Annotated in this window: 15 protein-coding genes; 8 read left to right on the plus strand and 7 right to left on the minus strand. The window is 72.1% G+C overall.

Annotated features, from left to right (window positions below; genetic code table 11):
• Positions 1–2,546: DEAD/DEAH box helicase (locus L0P92_RS26405; RefSeq protein ID WP_234765533.1), on the minus strand; the 2,546-nt coding region annotated here is incomplete at its 3' end.
• A gap of 483 nt (positions 2,547–3,029) precedes the next feature.
• On the opposite strand from L0P92_RS26405, the gene L0P92_RS26410 reads away from it, so the two are divergent.
• Positions 3,030–3,785: a ferritin-like fold-containing protein gene (locus tag L0P92_RS26410; RefSeq protein WP_234765489.1), complete on the plus strand. Its 756-nt coding sequence runs from the start codon at positions 3,030–3,032 to the stop codon at positions 3,783–3,785.
• A gap of 147 nt (positions 3,786–3,932) precedes the next feature.
• On the opposite strand, the gene L0P92_RS26415 is transcribed toward L0P92_RS26410, so the two are convergent.
• From L0P92_RS26415 to L0P92_RS26430, 4 genes are all read right to left on the minus strand, one after another.
• Positions 3,933–4,202 (minus strand): hypothetical protein, encoded by a 270-nt coding sequence (locus L0P92_RS26415; RefSeq protein ID WP_234765490.1) that lies wholly within the window; start codon positions 4,200–4,202, stop codon positions 3,933–3,935.
• Positions 4,203–4,401: 199 nt separating this feature from the next.
• A complete protein-coding gene (locus L0P92_RS26420; RefSeq protein WP_062668721.1) occupies positions 4,402–4,629 on the minus strand; it encodes a DUF3107 domain-containing protein in 228 nt (75 codons plus the stop codon).
• Positions 4,630–4,796: 167 nt separating this feature from the next.
• Positions 4,797–5,438, minus strand: a complete 642-nt coding sequence (locus tag L0P92_RS26425) for a TetR/AcrR family transcriptional regulator (RefSeq protein ID WP_234765491.1) — start codon at positions 5,436–5,438, stop codon at positions 4,797–4,799.
• Positions 5,439–5,691: 253 nt separating this feature from the next.
• Entirely contained in the window at positions 5,692–5,916 is a 225-nt protein-coding gene (locus tag L0P92_RS26430; RefSeq protein WP_234765492.1) for an Rv3202a family protein, read from the minus strand.
• 285 nt (positions 5,917–6,201) lie between these two features.
• On the opposite strand from L0P92_RS26430, the gene L0P92_RS26435 reads away from it, so the two are divergent.
• From L0P92_RS26435 to moeZ, 7 genes are all read left to right on the plus strand, one after another.
• Complete coding sequence (locus tag L0P92_RS26435) at positions 6,202–7,278, plus strand: alpha/beta fold hydrolase (protein ID WP_234765493.1); 1,077 nt, start codon at positions 6,202–6,204, stop codon at positions 7,276–7,278.
• Between the two features lie 8 nt (positions 7,279–7,286).
• Positions 7,287–8,969, plus strand: coding sequence for a DUF3152 domain-containing protein (locus L0P92_RS26440; RefSeq protein WP_234765494.1), 1,683 nt, complete (start codon positions 7,287–7,289; stop codon positions 8,967–8,969).
• Positions 8,970–9,192: 223 nt separating this feature from the next.
• Positions 9,193–10,911: a DUF3492 domain-containing protein gene (locus tag L0P92_RS26445; RefSeq protein WP_234765534.1), complete on the plus strand. Its 1,719-nt coding sequence runs from the start codon at positions 9,193–9,195 to the stop codon at positions 10,909–10,911.
• Positions 10,908–12,296 carry a hypothetical protein gene (locus L0P92_RS26450; RefSeq protein WP_234765495.1) on the plus strand — a complete coding sequence of 463 codons (1,389 nt, stop codon included), beginning with the start codon at positions 10,908–10,910 and terminating at the stop codon, positions 12,294–12,296. Before L0P92_RS26445 ends, L0P92_RS26450 begins: the two co-directional genes overlap by 4 nt.
• 161 nt (positions 12,297–12,457) lie before the next feature.
• Positions 12,458–13,462: an NAD-dependent epimerase/dehydratase family protein gene (locus L0P92_RS26455; protein ID WP_234765496.1), complete on the plus strand. Its 1,005-nt coding sequence runs from the start codon at positions 12,458–12,460 to the stop codon at positions 13,460–13,462.
• A complete protein-coding gene (locus L0P92_RS26460; RefSeq protein WP_234765497.1) occupies positions 13,450–14,229 on the plus strand; it encodes a spherulation-specific family 4 protein in 780 nt (259 codons plus the stop codon). The genes L0P92_RS26455 and L0P92_RS26460 overlap by 13 nt, the downstream gene beginning before the upstream one ends.
• Before the next feature lie 63 nt (positions 14,230–14,292).
• Complete coding sequence (moeZ, locus tag L0P92_RS26465) at positions 14,293–15,471, plus strand: adenylyltransferase/sulfurtransferase MoeZ (RefSeq protein WP_234765498.1); 1,179 nt, start codon at positions 14,293–14,295, stop codon at positions 15,469–15,471.
• A gap of 74 nt (positions 15,472–15,545) precedes the next feature.
• On the opposite strand, the gene L0P92_RS26470 is transcribed toward moeZ, so the two are convergent.
• Together L0P92_RS26470 and L0P92_RS26475 are read right to left on the minus strand one after the other, a co-directional pair.
• Positions 15,546–17,093, minus strand: coding sequence for an alpha/beta hydrolase (locus tag L0P92_RS26470; protein ID WP_234765499.1), 1,548 nt, complete (start codon positions 17,091–17,093; stop codon positions 15,546–15,548).
• 134 nt (positions 17,094–17,227) lie between these two features.
• Positions 17,228–18,775 carry an alpha/beta hydrolase gene (locus L0P92_RS26475; RefSeq protein ID WP_234765500.1) on the minus strand — a complete coding sequence of 516 codons (1,548 nt, stop codon included), beginning with the start codon at positions 18,773–18,775 and terminating at the stop codon, positions 17,228–17,230.
• Positions 18,776–18,939 lie beyond the last annotated feature (164 nt).

Genomic DNA, 18,939 nt, shown 5'->3' on the forward strand with positions numbered 1-18,939 from the left:
GTACGACGGCGAGGCGCGGGGGCCTCCGTGGCCGTCGGCTCCTGCGTGGCCTGGGCCGGGATGTCGGCGGCCGATGCAGCGGCGGCCGCCTTGCGCGTACGGCGGGCCTTGGGCTTGGCCTCGGCTGCCTCGGCCGTGTCCACGGCGGCTTCCGCGGTGGCCGCGGCCTTGCGGGTCCGGCGCGGCTTGGCCTCGGCGGCTTCCGGCTCGGCGACGGTCGCCACGGCCTTGCGGGTCCGGCGCGGCTTCGCCTCCGTGGCCTCGGCCGTCGTCTCGACGGCGGCTTCGGCGGGAGCGGCGGCCTTGCGCGTACGGCGCGTCTTCGGCTTGGCCTCCACGGCTTCGGCCGTGTCGAGGGCGGCCTCGGCGGCGGTCGCCTTGCGGGTGCGCCGCGCCTTGGGCTTGGCCTCGGCGGCCTCCGGCTCCTGGGCCGTCTGGGCCGGGATGTCGGCGGCGGCCGGGGCTGCGGCTTCGGCGGGCGCCGCGGTCTTGCGGGTGCGGCGCGTCCTGGGCTTGGCCTCGGCGGCCTCGACCGTGTCGACGGCGGCCTCGGCGGCAGCCGTCGCCTTACGGGTCCGGCGGCGCGGCTTGGTCTCCGTCGCCTCCGGGGCGGCCTCGGTGGTGCCTTCGGCCGTGTCGACGGCGGTCTCCGCGGCGGCGGTCGTCGTCTTACGGGTGCGGCGGCGGGGCTTGGTCTCCGTCGCTTCCGGGGTCTCCGGGGCGGCCTCGGTGGTGCCCTCGGCCGTGTCGACGGCGGTCTCCGCAGCGGCCGTCGCCTTGCGGGTGCGGCGGCGCGGCTTGGTGGCGGGAGCCTCTTCGGACTGCGCGACCGGGGAAGCCGTAGCGGCCTCGGACGGCTGGACGGCCTCCGTGACCTTCGAGGTCTCCGACGCGCCGACGGCCTCGGGGTCCGTCGTCGTCGCCGTCTCGGCCGAAGTCGCCTGCGGCTCCGCTGACTTGCGGGTGCGGCGGCGGCGCGGCTTCGCCGGGGCCTCGTCGGCGACCTCCAGGGACGGGCCCTCCGCCGTGGCGACGGCCGTCTGTGCGGCCTCCGCCGGCTCGGGCGCCGAGGACGTGGCCGGCACGGCGGCGGTCGGCTCGGCGGCTCCGCCGCGGGTGCGGCGACGGCGGCGCGGGGTGCGCGGCGCGGTCACGGCCTCGGCCGCGGTGGCCTCGACGGTCTCGTCCGCCGTAGCGGGACCGGCGGCCGGCGCCGACGTCCCGTCCAGTGCGGCCCCGCCTCGGGTACGGCGGCGGCGACGCGGCGTACGGGCCGGGCGCTCGCGGTCCGACGAGGACGAACGGGACTCGTCCCGGCCGCCCCGGCCACCGCGCCCGCGGCCACCGCGCCCACCGGTCTCGCCGAGGTCCTCCAGCTCCTCCGCGGCCAGCCCGGCGCGCGTACGCTCCGAGCGGGGCAGGACGCCCTTGGTGCCCGCGGGGATGTTCAGTTCCTCGAAGAGGTGCGGGGACGTGGAGTACGTCTCCGGCGGGTCGTTGAAGCTGAGCTCCAGCGCCTTGTTGATCAGCTGCCAGCGCGGGATGTCGTCCCAGTCGACCAGCGTGATCGCGATGCCCTTGTTGCCCGCGCGGCCGGTGCGGCCGATGCGGTGCAGATACGTCTTCTCGTCCTCAGGGGACTGGTAGTTGATGACGTGCGTCACGCCTTCGACGTCGATGCCGCGCGCGGCGACGTCGGTGCAGACGAGGACGTCCACCTTGCCGTTGCGGAAGGCGCGCAGCGCCTGCTCGCGGGCGCCCTGGCCGAGGTCTCCGTGGACCGCGCCGGAGGCGAAGCCACGCTGCTGGAGCTGGTCGGCGAGGTCGGCCGCGGTGCGCTTCGTACGGCAGAAGACCATGGCGAGGCCCCGGCCGTCGGCCTGCAGTATGCGCGCGACCATCTCCGGCTTGTCCATGTTGTGCGCGCGGTAGACGTGCTGCGCGATGTTCGCGACCGTCACGCCCTCGTCGTCCGGCGCGGTGGCGCGGATGTGCGTCGGCTGCGACATGTAGCGGCGCGCGAGGCCGATGACCGCGCCCGGCATGGTCGCCGAGAACAGCATGGTCTGACGGCGGGCCGGCAGCATGTCGATGATCTTCTCGACGTCGGGCAGGAAGCCCAGGTCGAGCATCTCGTCGGCCTCGTCGAGGACGAGCGCCTTGATGTGCTTGAGGTTGAGCTTCTTCTGGCCCGCGAGGTCCAGCAGTCGGCCCGGGGTGCCGACGACGACGTCGACGCCCTTCTTGAGGGCCTCGACCTGCGGCTCGTAGGCCCGGCCGCCGTAGATGGCGAGAACGCGTACGTTGCGTACCTTGCCCGCGGTCAGCAGGTCGTTGGTGACCTGCGTGCACAGCTCGCGCGTGGGGACGACGACGAGCGCCTGCGGGGCGTCGGTGAGGGCCTCGGGCTCGGCGCGCCCGGCCTCCACGTCGGCGGGGACGGTGACGCGCTCCAGGAGCGGGAGACCGAAGCCCAGGGTCTTGCCGGTACCGGTCTTGGCCTGGCCGATGACGTCCGTGCCGGAGAGGGCGACGGGGAGGGTCATCTCCTGGATGGGGAAGGGGTTGACGATGCCGACGGCCTCAAGGGCCTCGGCGGTCTCGGGAAGGATTCCGAGCTCTCGGAAAGTCGTAGTCAGGGTGCTGCCTCTTCTGTGTGCGCGGTGCGAGGCGAGCGCGGGGGTCTTGACGGACCGTGCCGGGGACGTCGGCTGCCTTACGGGCTTGCCGTAGGGCACGGGACCACTGCCGACGCTCTAGCGCTCGTACCGCTGAGGGTGTCCCCCTCCGGGCTTCGTACGCAGAGTGCCGTACGGCCTTGGAGGGCTGTCGGGTCGGAGCCGATCGGGCCACCGACCGGGCATCCTCATAACGTGCGGCCCGTCGAGATACGTCTGAGTACTCAGCGGGCGCATTACCACCATACCCCGGAAACGCGCACATGCGATGGCCGAATTGGTCACGTAGTCGGCGTCACAGTGATTGACCAGGGACTTCCGTGACACGGTGAGCGGGCTATTGTGCGCTTCATGACGACGCCTGACAACACCTCCGACGTCCCTGACCCCTCCGACACCGCCGGCGAACACACCGGGGTCGCCGCCCAGGACTGGGCGCGGGCCTCCGCCGAACCCCAGTACCGGGCCGCTGTCGTGGATCTGCTCGGCGCGCTGGCCTACGGGGAGCTGGCGGCGTTCGAGCGCCTCGCGGAGGACGCCAAGCTGGCGCCGACGCTGGCGGACAAGGCGGAGCTGGCGAAGATGGCGTCCGCCGAGTTCCACCACTACGAGAAGCTGCGGGACCGGCTCACCGAGATCGGGGCGGAGCCCACGCAGGCCATGGAGCCGTTCGTCGCCGCGCTCGACGGGTTCCATCGGCAGACGGCGCCCTCGGACTGGCTGGAGGGGCTGGTCAAGGCGTACGTCGGTGACTCGATCGCCAGTGACTTCTACCGGGAGGTCGCGGCGCGGCTCGACTCGGACACGCGCGGTCTTGTGCTGGCCGTGCTCGACGACACCGGGCACGCGTCGTTCGCGGTGGAGAAGGTGCGGGCCGCCATCGACGCCGATCCGCGCGTGGGCGGGCGGCTTGCGCTGTGGGCGCGGCGGTTGATGGGGGAGGCGTTGTCGCAGTCCCAGCGGGTGGTCGCCGACCGGGACGCGCTGTCCACGATGCTGGTGGGCGGGGTCGCGGACGGGTTCGATCTCGCGGAGGTCGGGAGGATGTTCTCGCGGATCACCGAGGCGCATACGAAGAGGATGGCTGCGCTGGGGCTCGCCGCCTAGGGCGCGGCCCCGCTCTGGGGGCTGCCGCCCCCAGGCCCCCGCTTTCGGCCCTTCGGGCCTCGTCCTCAAACGCCGGACGGGCTGGAAGATCCCGGTCGGCGTTGAAGAGCGACCGTCATGGTTCCGACGGCCGGTCGCTCTCGGGGTCTACGCGGTCGCCGAGTGGCCGCTCAGTCTTCCCGCCGGGCGGACCAGCAGGGAGAGGGAGGCGGCGGAGACGATCGCCGAGCCGATGAGGATGACGAAGAGGTTGCCGAAGTCCAGTGCGGTGTGGGTGATGAAGGCGCCGAAGAGGGCGCCGGCGACACCGGTCGGCAGGACCAGCGAGCGGGTGGGCAGGCGGTGCGGCAGGCGGTGGGCGGCAGCCCATGCCAGGGCCAGGCCGAGGATCGCGGAGCTGAGCGCTTCCAAGAGCATGCTGGGGTCCCTCCCACATGGCCGACCTGCTCGAAACGGTCGTAGCCCGTCATACCCCTGACCTGCGGAATGCAATCCTCCTCTGTGAGAGACCTGTGCTCCGTCCGTGGAGGAACACCGGAGAGCGCGGGAGCACGCGGAAGGGCCCGGCGACCGTGGTCACCGGGCCCTCCCGTACCGCTTCTTCGCCGACGCCCTGTTACAGCGCGCCGAAGCCCACCTTGCGCGGAGCCGGCTCACCGAGCTCCACGTACGCGAGGCGGTCGGCCGGGACCAGGACCTTGCGGCCGTGCTCGTCCACGAGGCTCAGCAGCTGCGACTTGCCGGCGAGCGCCTCGGACACCGCCCGCTCCACGTCCTCGGCACTCTGACCGCTCTCCAGAACGATCTCGCGGGGCGCGTGCTGCACGCCGATCTTGACCTCCACGGCTATGTCCCTCCGACGGTCAGTGAAGTGCGCGACCTTCCGCGCCGTACCCAGCACACATTAGCCCGGTGAGGGGACGTTCACGCTCCGCCCAAGAACGCCAGGAGCGAACAGCGGACGGGAACAAACGCCCGGCACGCGTGCGTGCCGTCGTCTCAGCGGCGGTCTCAGTGGTGCTCGGTGCCGTGCAGCGGGAAGCCCGCGATGCCGCGCCAGGCCAGCGACGTCAGCAGCTGCACCGCCTGGTCGCGCGGCACGCTGCGGTCGCTGTGCAGCCAGGAGCGGGCCACGACCTGGGCGAGGCCGCCGAGGCCGGAGGCGAGCAGCATCGACTCCGCGCGGGAGAGGCCGGTGTCCTCGGCGATGACGTCACAGATCGCCTCGGCGCACTCGTTCGTGACCTTGTCGACGCGCTCGCGCACGGCCGGCTCGTTGGTCAGGTCCGACTCGAAGACCAGCCGGAAGGCACCGCCGTCGTCCTCGACGTACGCGAAGTACGCGTCCATCGTCGCCCGGACGCGCTGCTTGTTGTCGGTCGTCGACGCGAGCGCGTTGCGTACCGCCTGGATCAGCGACTCGCAGTGCTGGTCCAGCAGGGCGAGATAGAGGTCGAGCTTGCCCGGGAAGTGCTGGTAGAGCACCGGCTTGCTGACGCCGGCGCGCTCGGCGATGTCGTCCATCGCGGCAGCGTGGTATCCCTGCGCGACGAAAACCTCCTGGGCAGCGCCCAGAAGCTGGTTCCGTCGGGCACGGCGCGGCAGGCGAGTGCCCCGCGGGCGTGCCGCCTCTGTCTGCTCGATGGCTGTCACGCCGCCTCCCAATGTCGTCCACATGCGGTGTGCGCCGCGTCGCCATCGTACTTTTCGGTAACCCTGGTGTGCGCGGTGCGAGCGCAGAATTTCACGGACCGGACGGTGGCGAAAGTCGCGCAGAAGGTTTGAAAACCGGTCGGAACGGGCAAGAAGTGGCCTCTCTCCTGCTCAACGGCACTCTCCACGGCACTCTCTTCCGTGCCCGGATGTACCTGCGTCGGCACTCAGCGCCCCCAGGCACCGCTCCGCGTCACCGGTAGTCGTCCTCGTCGATGGAGACCACGCGCGCCTGTTCGATCAGATCGGCCTCGTTGGCCCGGTCCTGGTTCGCGCCGGTCAGCCGGTCGTCGCGGTCGGGCCGGACGTCGGCCTGCTGCTCGGCGGCATCGGCGGCGGGCGCCTCGACATCGAACTCCTCGTCCTCGTCGGTGTCCTCGTCCGCGAAGGTCTCGGGGTCGGTGGGATCGACGGCCATGGCGGGCTCCCTTCCTAGAACGTCCCCGTGGGGCACGACGTCCCTGGGTGAAGCAGGGGTCCACATCCGGGTGCCCTGCGTACGAGCCTAGGAGACACCGGTTCCGGACGCTATGCGATCCACGGGGGATCTGTGGGCGATTCGGGCGTGCTCGGGGTGGCTTTCGTGGACTTCCGCGGGTGTGGTGCGGGTGCCCGGTTTCCCGGCGAGGAAGCTGCCATGTACGTGTCGACTTGTGACGGCGAACACATGAACCACTGCGTGATCGTCTCGTAACATTGCCGCATGTCTTCGACCGAGCTCCCGTCAGCGCCGGCCGCCAATGTGCTCCCCAAGGTGGCGACCGTCAGGGTCGCCGAAGGGGAGCGGCTGCGCTCGGTCGGGCTGCCCGGGATCACGCTGACGGTGCGGTCGAGACCGCCCGCGCGCGAGGGGCTGCCGCCCGCGCTGTACGTCCATGGGCTCGGCGGCTCCTCGCAGAACTGGTCGGCGCTGATGCAGCTGCTCGACGGCGACGTCGACTGCGAGGCGGTCGACCTGCCGGGCTTCGGCGACTCGCCGCCACCGGACGACGGCGACTACTCCATCACCGCGCACGCACGCGCGGTGATCCGCTATCTCGACGCCTCCGACCGAGGCCCCGTACACCTCTTCGGCAACTCGCTCGGCGGCGCCGTCACCACGCGCGTCGCCGCCGTACGTCCCGATCTGGTCCGTACGCTCACGCTCGTGTCGCCCGCCCTGCCCGAGATCCGCGTCCAGCGCAGCGCCGTCCCCACGGCCCTGCTCGCGGTGCCCGGGGTGACGGCGCTGTTCAGCCGGCTCACCCGGCAGTGGACGGCGGAGCAGCGGGTCCGCGGCGTGATGCACCTTTGCTACGGCGATCCCGGGCGCGTGTCGCCGGAAGGATTCACCAACGCCGTCCAGGAGATGGAACGGCGGCTGCAGCTGCCGTACTTCTGGGACGCGATGACACGTTCCGCGCGCGGGCTGGTCAACTCCTACACCCTGGGCGGCCAGCACGCGCTGTGGCGCCAGGCCGAGCGGGTGCTGGCGCCGACACTGCTCATCTACGGCGGCCGCGACCAGCTCGTGGGCTACCGCATGTGCCGCAAGGCCGCGCGCAGCTTCCGCGACTCCCGCCTGCTGAGCCTGCCGGAGGCCGGGCACGTGGCGATGATGGAGTACCCGGAGGTGGTCGCCCGGGCGTTCCGTGAACTCCTGGCGGAGTCCGCGGAGGCTGCGGACTCCGGGGAGGCGGCGCGAGAGCCTACGGCCACGGGGCCCGCTCGGGGCGAAACCCGGGGCAATGGAGCCGCCACGGGCCAGGACGAGGCCGTGACCGAGAGCGCGGGGAGCTGAGGCGCGACGTGGGACGCCACAGCCGCCGCGGGCCCGCGGCCAAGTCGAAGCGCGACACCGCGGAGACGACGGCACGACAGCAGGACGCCCGGGACTCCCGTGGGGTTCCGCCGGAGACGGGCGCGGGCCGGAGCGGGCCGTCCGCGCCGGGCTCGGGCCCAGGTCCGGGTGTCGGTCCGGGCACGAGCGCGGGGCAGAGCGGTTGGCCGCAGCCGGGCGGGCCCGGTGGTCGCCGGGTGCCGGGACCACCGCCTCCTCGGCAGCGGATGCCCGGCGGCGGGGCGCCGGTGTACGGCGGGCGGGGCTTTCCCGAGGGCACGCCGGCGCGGGGGGTTCCACGGCTGCCCGACGGCACGCCCGCGCATGGTTTTCCGAGGTTCCCCGACGGCACGCCCGCGCAGGGCGTCCCGCGGTTGCCCGACGGCACGCCCGCGCATGGTTTTCCGAGGTTCCCCGACGGCACCCCCGCCCAGGGTGTCCCGAGGCTGCCCGACGGTACGCCCGCGCACGGCACCCCCCGGGCCCGTGGCGGGCATCCCGAGCAGCGTGAACCCGGGGGCGGCTGGGGTGAGTTGAGGGGGCGTACCGGGGTCGCGTACGGCGCTCCCGGGGGCGCCGGCGCGCCGCCCGCGACCGGCGTTCCGCTGCCGCGGCCCCGGCGGGCATCGCCGTCCGAAGGGCCCCGGCAGGAGTACCTGGAGGCCTTCGACGGGGACGTCGACGTCTTCGCGCCCCGTACGTCCGAGACCGCGCACGAGGCCGGCCCGTACGCCTCCGTGACGGACTGGGACACCCGGTCCGGCGCCGGCGACGGCATCGCGGACGACGCCGAGACGGACGCGGACGACGACGCTCCGCCGACCGGCGAGCCCGTGGCGGCAAGGGGCGGCAAGGGCCGGACCTTCTCCGGCATCGCGGCCGCCGCCGTCGTCACCGTGCTGGCCGTCGTGGTCGCCGGTCAGGTCGCCAAGGGGCGGGACGACGGCGACGTACAGTCGCAGTCCGCCGCGGACCAGGCGCGGGACGACCGTGACGCGGCCTCGCGCGGGGACGGGCGGCCGACACCGTCCGGCTCGCCGAGCGCGGCGCCGCTGACGTACGCACAGAAGATGGGCAGGACGTACGCACTGAGCGCCAAGCTCAAGGGCTCGGGGAAGTTCGAGGCGATCCCGGGTGTCGACAAGGCGCCCGGCAGGGGGCAGAAGTTCAGCTACCGCGTGGACGTGGAGGAGGGGCTCGGACTCGACGGCGTGCTCTTCGCCGAGGCCGTGCAGAAGACGCTCAACGACGACCGGAGCTGGGCCCACAACGGCGCCTACACCTTCGAGCGCATCTACTCCGGCAAGCCCGACTTCGTGATCACGCTGGCCAGCCCCGGTACGACGGCCGACTGGTGCGCCAAGTCCGGTCTGGACACCACCGTCGACAACGTCTCGTGCGACTCCGCCGCCACCGAGCGCGTCATGATCAACGCGTACAGATGGGCACAGGGTTCCGAGACGTACGGCGACCGGATCCATGAGTACCGGCAGATGCTGATCAACCACGAGGTCGGCCACCGGCTCGGCAACCCCCATGTGACCTGCGACAAGGACGGCGAGCTCGCCCCGGTCATGCAGCAGCAGACCAAGTTCCTCGACCACGGCGGGATCCACTGTCGACCCAATCCCTGGGCCTTCCCCGGGAGTTGATGGGACTCGTGACCGTCCGAGCCGTCCAGGTGTGACGATCCGTGCGCGTTTGATCTCCTAGCGCGACGGAACGCGACCTGCACGGGAAAGTTACGACCGTTCACCCCTTTTGGTGGCGCGATGGACAACCGTCCGTCGCGCCACCGCCTTGTCCGCATACGTTCGTCCCGCTGTGAGCCGCCGGGGGAACGGCGGCTCCCCTTAGGGAGATCGGGGTGTGCTCGTGCGCATCGGACTGATTGCGGAGGGCGGCTATCCGTATGTGAGCGGTGACGCCAGGCTCTGGTGCGACCGGCTCGTGCGCGGGCTCGGACAGCACGAGTTCGACGTCTACGCGCTCAGCCGCAGCGAGCGCCAAGAGGACGAGGGCTGGGTCCCGCTGCCGCCGCAGGTCAGCCGGGTGCGTACGGCACCGCTGTGGGCGGCCGAGGACGACGGGGTGGTGTACGGCCGCCGCGCGCGCCGCAGGTTCGCCGAGTGCTACGGCGAGTTGGTGGGCACGCTCTGCGCGGGGGGCGCGACCGACCTGTCCGGGGTTTCCGGAGCTGCCGAGCACGCGTCGGCCACTGAGGCGGACCGTTTCGGCAACGCGCTGTACGGGCTCGCCGAACTCGCCCGCGACGAGGGCGGGCTGGTGGGAGCGCTCCGCTCCGAGGCCGCCGTACGCGCACTCGAGCGCGCCTGCCGGGCGCGGGGTGCCCTGCGCACGGCGCGCGAGGCGCGCGTACCCGATCTGCTGGCCGTCGCCGCGCACCTGGAACACGCCCTGCGCCCCCTCTCGCTCGACTGGTACGAGGACGACGGCCTGGGCTCGGTCGACCTCTGCCACGCCACATCGGGTGGCGCCGCGGCCCTGCCCGGCCTGCTCGCCCACCACTTCAGCGGCGTACCCCTGCTGCTGACCGAGTACGGCGTCCGCCTGCGCACCCACTACCTGGCCGCCCCCGATTCCTCGCCCGCCGTCCGCTCCCTGCTCGCCGCCCTGCACGGCAGGCTCGCAGCCGAGGCCTACTCCCGGGCCGCCCTCATCACCCCCGGCAACGGCCACGCCCGTCGCTGGCAGGAGCGCTGCGGCGCCGACCGCGCGAAGCTGCGCACGGTCTACCCCGGCATGGACGCCTCCCGATTCGCGGAGGTCGGCGAGGCCCCGGAGTGCGCGGAGCCGGACTCGCTGGTCTGGGTCGGCCGCATCGAACCGGCCAAGGACATCGTGTCGCTGCTGCACGCCTTCGCCGAGGTGCGCAAGGAGGAACCGAAGACCCGCCTGCGGATCGTCGGCGCCCCCTCGGGCGCCGAGGGTGAGGCCTACCTCGGGCACTGCAGGGCGCTCGCCGCGCAGCTCTTCCCCGACGAGGCCGAGGGCCCGCACACGGTCGGCCACAACCCCGTCTCCTTCGAGGAGATCGGCGGTCCGGAGATCCCGACGCTCGCCGACGCTTACGCCTCGGGCGCCGTGGCCGTCCTGTCCAGCGTCGTCGAGGGTTTCCCGATCGGCCTGGTCGAGGCCATGTTCAGCGGGCGGGCGACCGTGTCCACCGACGTCGGCGCGGTGGTGGAGGTCATCGGCGGCACCGGTCTCGTCGTGCCGCCGCGCAACCCACGGGCGCTCGCCGAGGCCTGTGTCGCGCTGCTGCGCGACCCCGAGCGCCGTGAACGGCTGGGCGCGGCCGCACGCGCGCGTGCGCTCGAACTGTTCACCGTCGAGCAGAACGTCGCAGCATTTCACGGCATTTACCTGGAGATCGTCTCGCGCACGCCGGTCCGCCGCCTCGTTCTCGACGAGGCCGGAGACCCCCTGCCCTTCGCCGTCCCCGCCGAAGCACACGTCCCCGGCCGCTGGACCGAGCGCACCTCACGCCTGGTGGCCCGCGGCGGCCCGGCCCGACCGCCGGGAGCCCCCGTACGTGCCACCGCGCTGCCCGCGACGGAGGGAGCGCGATGAGCAGCGGCCTGGGCGGACTCGACCGCCCCGGGGCCCCGATCAGTCCGGGGGCCTGGGACGAGCGATCGGAGGAGTGGCTCTCGACGGAGGGGGCTGTCCCGAAAGCGGCGGCCGGGGACGTCCTGGAAGCGGCGGAGGGTGACGTCCTGGGAACGCAGGAGGCGGGCGTCTCGGGAATGGCGGAGGCGGGCGTCCTGGAGGCGGCAGCGGGGAGCGTCCCGGAAGGTGTCGCCGACTCGCGGCCCGCCACTGTCGACGCACCGACCTCCGACCGCCGCACCACCGGCCCTCGCCCCGCCCCCGCCCGCCGCACCGGCGCGGACCCGGTGAAAGCGCTGATGCATCGTCATCGTGCCCTCTGCGAACGAGCGGTGGACCCCCTGGAGATCGCCGCCGGCCTGGAGGCCCACGGCATCACCGACCGCACCGCTGCACGCTTCCTGCACCGGGACGTCTTCTCCCTCGCGGAGGAGATGTACGCCCGAGTGCCCCGCGACTCCGACGCACCGCACAGCCCTCGGCCCCCCGACACTCCCCGCGCTCGGGCCGACTGGATCCTCCTCACCCTCCTGCCCGGAGCCCTCTGCACGGCGGCCGTGTTCGCCCTGCACCTCACCCAAGGACGGTCCCGTCTGATCGCGGCCGTCGCAGGAGCCCTCGCCGTGGCCCTCGCCCTGCGCGCGGCCCTGTCCCGAGGCCCCCTCGCCGGCAGGGACCGCGGACACCCCTGTGCCACCCGGATCACCTGGCTCGTGGCCTACGCCCTGCTCGGCGACGGGCTCCTCCAGGCAGCCGCCGCCGGCGGGCCCGACGCCCCTCCCGACGGGGCCGCCGACGCCCCCTGGCCGTTCGCCACCGCCCCCGTCCTGGCCCTCACCCTCTCCTGCGTCCCCGCGGCCTGGTGCGCCCACCTCCTCGCCGTCCGAGCCCGCCGCAAGCTCTCGTCCAGCCGGGCCCTTCAGGAGTTCGCCACCTCCGCGAAACCCCTGCTCCTGGGCGCCTTCGCCCTCTATCTCGGCGCGCTGACGGCCCTGCTGACCCTGACCACCACCGCCCTGGACGAGCCCTCCGCCTACCCGCAGACCCTCGCCCTCGGCGGCCTCCTCTTCCTCGCCCGCCTCCTCACCACACACGGCTTCACCCACGCCCCCGCGCTCGTCCTCACCGCCGCCGCCTCAGCCGAGGCAACGGCCCTGGCCGCGCTCTTCGCGGCCCGCCTCCCCGGCTGCGCCTGGCTGGCGACCCCCGTCGAGACCCTCATCGGCACCTGGGGCCCGGCCGCCATCCCCACCGCCGCCTGCGGCACGGCCGCCCTGACCCTCCTGCTGCACGCGACCCGCACCCTCACCAGGGCCTCGGCGCACGCGACGCGGGACCAGTCGTGACCCCCACCGAGCGGCACCTACCGCCGCGCGCACCACGGCGTCCACCGCCCCACCACCGGAGGCATCACCACACTCAAGCCCCTCCGCCTGAGATCCCCTGAAGGAGAACCCCAAATGATCACCTCCCGACCCGACCACCCCTCGGCCCCGGGAGCCGCCCGATGAGAGTCCTGCTGATCGGAGCCAACGGCTACCTCGGACGCTTCGTGGCCGACCGTCTCCTCGCCGACCCCGCCGTCCAACTCACCGCCCTCGGCCGCGGTGACGACGCCGACGTCCGCTTCGACCTCGCGTCCGGCAGCCCCGGTGCCCTCACCCGCTTCCTCGACGCGGTCCACCCCGGCGTCGTCATCAACTGCGCCGGTGCCACCAGAGGCGGCGCCCGCGAACTCACCCGCCACAACACCGTCGCCGTCGCCACCGTCTGCGAGGCCCTGCGGCGCAGCGGCTGCGGCGCCCGCCTCGTGCAGATCGGCTGCGGCGCCGAGTACGGCCCGAGCCAGCCCGGCTCCTCCACGGCCGAGGACGCCGTCCCCCGCCCCGGCGGCCCGTACGGCGTCAGCAAACTCGCCGCCACCGAACTGGTCCTGGGCTCCGGCCTGGACGCCGTGGTCCTCCGGGTCTTCTCACCCGCGGGCCCCGGCACCCCCGCCGGCTCCCCGCTGGGCCGGCTCGCCGAGGCCATGCGCCGCGCCATGCAGTCGGGCGACGGCGAGCTCAAGCTCACCGGCCTCGGCGCCCAACGCGACTTCGTCGACGTCCGTGACGTCGCTCGCGCCGTGCACGCCGCCTCCCTGTCCGCCGCGCAGGGCGTCATCAACATCGGCTCGGGCCGCGCCGTCCGGCTCCGCGACGCCGCCGCCGTCCTCGCCCGTGTGGCCGGATACGGCGGTGCCCTCCACGAACTCGACGGCCCGCCCGGCCCGTTGCGGCCCTCCATCGGCCACCCCCGTGCCGACTCGGACCACGCGATGCACGTGACCCATGCGGTCCACTCCGCGCACGCGGGCCAACCCGCCCCAGTGGTGTACCCGTATCCGGACGGCTGCGGCAGCTGGCAGCAGGCCGACGTGCGCACCGCACGCGACCGGCTCGGCTGGCGCCCCCGGATCAACCTGGAGGAGTCTCTGGGCGACATCTGGATGGAGGCGGCATGCCGTATCTGACCGGCACCACGCCGATCACGGCGAGCACGGACCTCCGCCCCGGCCTCGGCGTCCCCGGCTACGCACACCCCCTCCTCGCCCCGGCCGAGTGGGGCGAACTCACCCGGCCCGGCACCCCCGTGCACTGGGTCGTCCTCAACGTCGCCGACGGCCCCGGAGCCCGCCCCGACCCGCACTGTCTGCAAGCCGCCGGCATGCTCCACAACGCGGGCGTCCGCGTCCTCGGCCACCTGGACGCGGCCCACCTGGGCGCCGCCCGCCTCGACGCGGCACGCGGCGCCCGCTCCTTCGGTGAGGTGATCTCCGAGGCCCAGCGCTACCTGGACTGGTACCGGGTCGACGGCTTCTTCCTGGACCGCTGTCCGACCGAGCGCGCCGCTCTGCCCGAGATCCGCCGCACGATCACCACGCTGCGCGCGCTGCGTGACAAGGCCCACATCGTCCTCGGGCACGGCACCCACCCCCACCCGGGCTACGCCGAGTGCGCCGACCAACTCGTCACCTTCCGCGGCTCGTGGAGTGACTACCGCTGGTCGCAGGTGGCCGAGTGGACGGCCGACTACCCGCCCGACCGCTTCTGCCACTTCGTCCACGGAGTGCCCCTCGGCCACCTCGACGAGGCACTGCGCATCGCCCGCTGGCAGGGCGCCGCGACCGTCTGGTTCACCGACCGCACGGACCGCGGTGGCCGCGCCGACCCGTGGGAGGCCATGCCCGGCTACTGGGACGAAATCGTCTCGCGGATCGGAACAGGTGTCTCGGAATGAAAAAGGCCATGGCACTGTTACCGAGAGAACAACTGTAGTGATCGACCGACCAACGGAGTCCCCGTGTCGCTGCCACCCCTGGTCGAGCCGGCCCCCGAGCTCACCATAGACGAGGTTCGCAGGTACTCCCGCCACCTGATCATCCCCGATGTGGGGATGGACGGGCAGAAGCGGCTGAAGAACGCCAAGGTGCTGTGTGTGGGCGCCGGCGGCCTGGGCTCGCCGGCGCTGATGTACCTGGCCGCGGCGGGCGTCGGCACGCTCGGCATCGTGGAGTTCGACGAGGTCGACGAGTCGAACCTCCAGCGCCAGATCATCCACAGCCAGGCCGACATCGGCCGCTCCAAGGCCGAGTCCGCACGCGACTCCGTCCTCGGCATCAACCCGTACGTGAACGTGATCCTTCACGAGGAGCGGCTCGAGGCCGACAACGTGATGGACATCTTCAGCCAGTACGACCTGATCGTCGACGGCACGGACAACTTCGCGACCCGCTACCTGGTCAACGACGCCTGTGTGCTGCTGAACAAGCCGTACGTGTGGGGCTCTATCTACCGCTTCGACGGTCAGGCCTCCGTCTTCTGGTCCGAGCACGGCCCCTGCTACCGCTGCCTCTACCCGGAGCCCCCGCCGCCGGGCATGGTGCCCTCCTGCGCCGAGGGCGGCGTCCTGGGCGTGCTGTGCGCGTCCATCGGCTCCATCCAGGTCACCGAGGCCATCAAGGTCCTCACCGGCACCGGTGAGCCGCTGGTCGGCCGCCTGATGATCTACGACGCGCTGGAGATGCAGTACCGCCAGGTCAAGGTCCGCAAGGACCCGAACTGCGCGGTCTGCGGCGAGAACCCGACCGTCACCGAGCTCATCGACTACGAGGCCTTCTGCGGCGTCGTCTCCGAGGAGGCCCAGGAGGCGGCCGCCGGCTCCACGATCACTCCCAAGCAGCTCAAGGAGTGGATCGACGACGGCGAGAACATCGAGATCATCGACGTCCGCGAGATCAACGAGTACGAGATCGTCTCGATCCCCGGCGCCCGGCTGATCCCGAAGAACGAGTTCCTCATGGGCACCGCCCTGGAAGGCCTTCCGCAGGACAAGAAGATCGTCTTGCACTGCAAGACGGGTGTCCGCAGTGCGGAAGTCCTCGCGGTCCTGAAGTCGGCGGGCTTCGCCGACGCCGTGCACGTCGGCGGCGGCGTGATCGGCTGGGTCAACCAGATCGAGCCCCACAAGCCGGTGTACTGACCCGAAGGGGCCCTGGCCCTGGCTTCCACGGCGGGGGCTTCGAGCACCACGAGTGCTCGAAGCCCCCGCCGTCGTCATGAGCAGACCTTGCCGTCCTCGGGCACGTTCCCCTCCAGCAGATACGCGTTCACCGCGGAGTCGACGCAGTCGCTCCCCTTCCCGTACGCGCCATGGCCCTCGCCCTTCCAGGTGAGCACCACACCGACGCCCTTGCCCAGTTCGTCCGCCATCCTCCGGGTGCCCTCGTAGGGCGTCGCCGGGTCGCCGGTGGTGCCGACCAGCAGGATCGGCGGCGCGCCCGGCGCGCTCACCTCCGGGGTGTCGTACTGCCCGGCCACCGGCCAGTCGTGACACCAGCCCCCGACGTCCCAGCCCAGCATCGGGCCGAACACGGGCGAGACCTTCTCGAACCTCGGCAGCAGCTTCCTCGTCTCCTCGGCCGTCGGCCGCTGCTTGTCGTCCAGGCACGATATGACCCGTTGTGAGTGGTACCCCGTGCCGTAGCGGCCCGACGCGTCGCGCTCGTTGTAGTCGTCGGCGAGCGCCAGGAGTTCCGAGCCGTCGCCCTGCTCGGCCGCCTCCAGGGCGCTGGTCAGGGTCGGCCACCGGGACTCGCTGTACAGCGGCTGGATGAGGGCGGTGAGCGCGAGCGTCTCCGTGAGCTTTCGCTCGGACGACGTCGGCAGTGGGCTCGCGTCGATCCGCTTCAGCAGGTTCACGATCTTCTTCGTGCCCTGCTCAGCGTCTTGGCCGGTGGAGCGGAGGTAGTTGTTCAGCGCGCGCTGGAAGCCCCTGGCCTGGTTCTCGGCGTGTCCTGCGGAGTCGGCGCTCGGGTCGGCGACCGCGTCGAGGATCATCCGCTCGACGTCCTTGGGGAACAGGTGGGCGTAGACGCCGCCGAGTTCGGTGCCGTAGGAGATGCCGAAGTAGTGCAGCTTGTCGTCGCCGAGGACCTGCCGCATCAGATTCATGTCGCGGGCGGTGTCGGTGGTCGACACATGGGCCATCAGGGCCCCCTCGGACTTCTGGCAGCCCTTGCCGAAGGCGGCGGCGTCCCGGAAGTACGCCGTCTCCTCGGCCGGGGTGTCCGGTGTGATGTCCACCGACTCGGAGGCCTGCATCTCCTTGTCGTCGCGGCAGCGGACGCCGTCACTGGCGCCCACCCCGCGCGGGTCCCAGCTCACCAGGTCGTACCGCTTGCCCAGTTCGGACCCACTGTTGACGTACCACGGCAGGACGGACGTCCCTGGGCTGCCGGGGCCGCCGAAGTTGAACAGCAGGGAGCCGATGCGGTCGTCGCCGGTGGCCTTGGCGCGGATCAACGCGAGGTCGATCGTCCTGCCCTCCGGTTCGGCCCAGTCCAGTGGCGACTTGAGCGTCGCGCACTGCCACTCGTCGCCGGGCGCGGGGGAGTCATCGGTGGCCTCGCAGCGGCCCCAGTCGAGTTTCTGCGAGGTCAGTGACGACGGCAGTGTGCTCGTCGAGCCGGCGGAGGAGGCCGACGAACCCGTGCCGCTCGTCTCCCCCTCGGCATCCGCGCCGTCCGACGAGCCGCCGCTGCACCCCGTCGCCAACAGGGCGGCCGCCGCCGTCAGGGCCGTCCACCGTACGAAACGCGCCATCTCACTTCCCCCCTCGCAAGCCGTCCGCACCGTGCCGCGGATGGCGGTCCGGCCATAGTAGGCGGATCACGAAAAGACCGTCGGGACCTGTGGATAACTCTCTGACCTGCTCTTTCGTTGGCGCTGCGCCGGTCTCAGGAGCAGACCGTCCCGGCCGTCGGTACCTTCCCGTCCAGCAGATATCCGTTCACCGCGTCCTGCACGCACTTGTTCTTGCTGTTGTAGGCGCCGTGCCCCTGACCCTTGTACGTCAGCTCCACGCCCACCCCCTCGCCCAGCGCCTGCACCATCCGCCGCGCGCCCTCGTACGGAGTGGCCGGGTCGCCCGTGTTCCCCACCACGACGATCGGCGCCGCGCCGGGCGCGCTGACGTCGGGATGCTCGGCGGCACCCGGCACGGCCCAGTCGGTGCAGCTGAGCAGGGACCAGGCGAAGGCATCGCCGAACAGGGGCGAGGCGGCCCGGAACTCGGGCAGTTTCCGCTCGACGTATTCCGGGGTGTACCGCGGCTTGTCGTCGGCGCAGTTGATCGAGATGTTGGCGGCGGTGATGTTGCTGTACTCGCCGTTCTCGCTGCGCCCGTTCAGTGAGTCGGACAGCAGCATCAGAATCCTGCCGTCGCCGTCGTACGCCTGCTCCAGACCCTCGGTGAGGTACTGCCAGAGATCCTTGGAGTACAGCGCCTGCGCGATGCCGTTGGTCGCCGCGCTCTGCGTCAGATCGCGCGGGAAGACGCCCTGGATCGGCTTGCTGTCCAGGTCCTTCAGCAGCTTGCCGATGCGGTCCTTGACGTCCTGGGCGGTGTCGCCGATCGGGCAGTCCTCGGTTTTGGAGACGCAGTCCTCGGCGAAGTTGTCGAGCGCGAGCTGAAAGCCCTTGACCTGCCCGAATGTGCCCTGCTCGGAGTTCTGCGTCGGGTCGACCACCGCGTCGAAGACCGCGCGGCCCACGTTCTTCGGGAACAGGTGGGCGTAGACGCCGCCGAGTTCGGTGCCGTAGGAGATGCCGAAGTAGTGCAGCTTGTCGTCGCCGAGGACCTGCCGCATCAGGTCCATGTCGCGGGCCGCGTCGGTGGTGCGCACATGCGGCAGCATCCCTTCGGAGTTCTCCTCGCACGCCTCGTTGAACTCCGTGGTGTTGTCCAGCAGTTCGGTCCGCTCGGCGGGGTCGTCCGGCGTGGTGTCCTGCTGGAAGTAGGCGTCGAGCTGCTGGTCGTTCTCACACAGCACGGGCTGGCTCCGGCCGACCCCGCGCGGGTCGAAGCTCACCAGGTCGTAGCGGGTGCGCAGCTTCTCGTACGTGTCGCCGAAGGAGGGCAGCGTGGTGACGCCCGAGGCCCCCGGACCGCCGAAGTTGAAGATCAGCGAGCCGATCCGCCGGTTCTCGTCGCCGCTGGTGCGCACCCGGATCAGCTCGATGCCGATCGTGTCGCCCTCGGGGTCGTCCCAGTCGCGAGGCGCTTTCATCGTGGCACACTGCCATGACCCGCCGTCCGGCAGAGGCGACGGGCTGCCCGCGCCGCCCTGCGCCTGGGAGGGTGCCGGACAGTCCTTCCAGCTCAGCTCCTGGGCCGTCAGATCCTCGTCCCCGGACTCGTCCTCGCTGCATCCCGCCAGCAAGGAGGACAGCAGCAGGGCTGCGGCGGTCAGGGCAGCGGCACGCATCCTGGGCGGGTTCGGCATGGTCCCATCCTGCGGTCGTACGTGGTGGGGCGCTCGGGGCGCGAGCCGTACGAGGTACGGCGGCGCCCCGACCTGTTCCGTGCCCTTCCCAACGTACGACGCCGGGCTCGCCGGGCCGGGGTCGTACGTAGCAACCCTCCGCTGCCCTGTGCGCGCCGCCTCGC

This window comes from Streptomyces muensis (genome assembly GCF_021474425.1).
Lineage (GTDB): Bacteria > Actinomycetota > Actinomycetes > Streptomycetales > Streptomycetaceae > Streptomyces > Streptomyces muensis.

Bases quoted from the DNA above. Each gene is read 5' to 3' on its own strand.
- L0P92_RS26410 (WP_234765489.1), top strand. From the start codon at position 3,030: ATGACGACGCCTGACAACACCTCCGACGTCCCTGACCCCTCCGACACC.
- L0P92_RS26435 (WP_234765493.1), top strand. From the start codon at position 6,202: ATGTCTTCGACCGAGCTCCCGTCAGCGCCGGCCGCCAATGTGCTCCCC.
- L0P92_RS26475 (WP_234765500.1), bottom strand. From the start codon at position 18,775: ATGCCGAACCCGCCCAGGATGCGTGCCGCTGCCCTGACCGCCGCAGCC.
- L0P92_RS26415 (WP_234765490.1), bottom strand. From the start codon at position 4,202: ATGCTCTTGGAAGCGCTCAGCTCCGCGATCCTCGGCCTGGCCCTGGCA.
- L0P92_RS26430 (WP_234765492.1), bottom strand. From the start codon at position 5,916: ATGGCCGTCGATCCCACCGACCCCGAGACCTTCGCGGACGAGGACACC.
- L0P92_RS26470 (WP_234765499.1), bottom strand. From the start codon at position 17,093: ATGGCGCGTTTCGTACGGTGGACGGCCCTGACGGCGGCGGCCGCCCTG.
- L0P92_RS26460 (WP_234765497.1), top strand. From the start codon at position 13,450: ATGCCGTATCTGACCGGCACCACGCCGATCACGGCGAGCACGGACCTC.
- L0P92_RS26455 (WP_234765496.1), top strand. From the start codon at position 12,458: ATGAGAGTCCTGCTGATCGGAGCCAACGGCTACCTCGGACGCTTCGTG.
- L0P92_RS26450 (WP_234765495.1), top strand. From the start codon at position 10,908: ATGAGCAGCGGCCTGGGCGGACTCGACCGCCCCGGGGCCCCGATCAGT.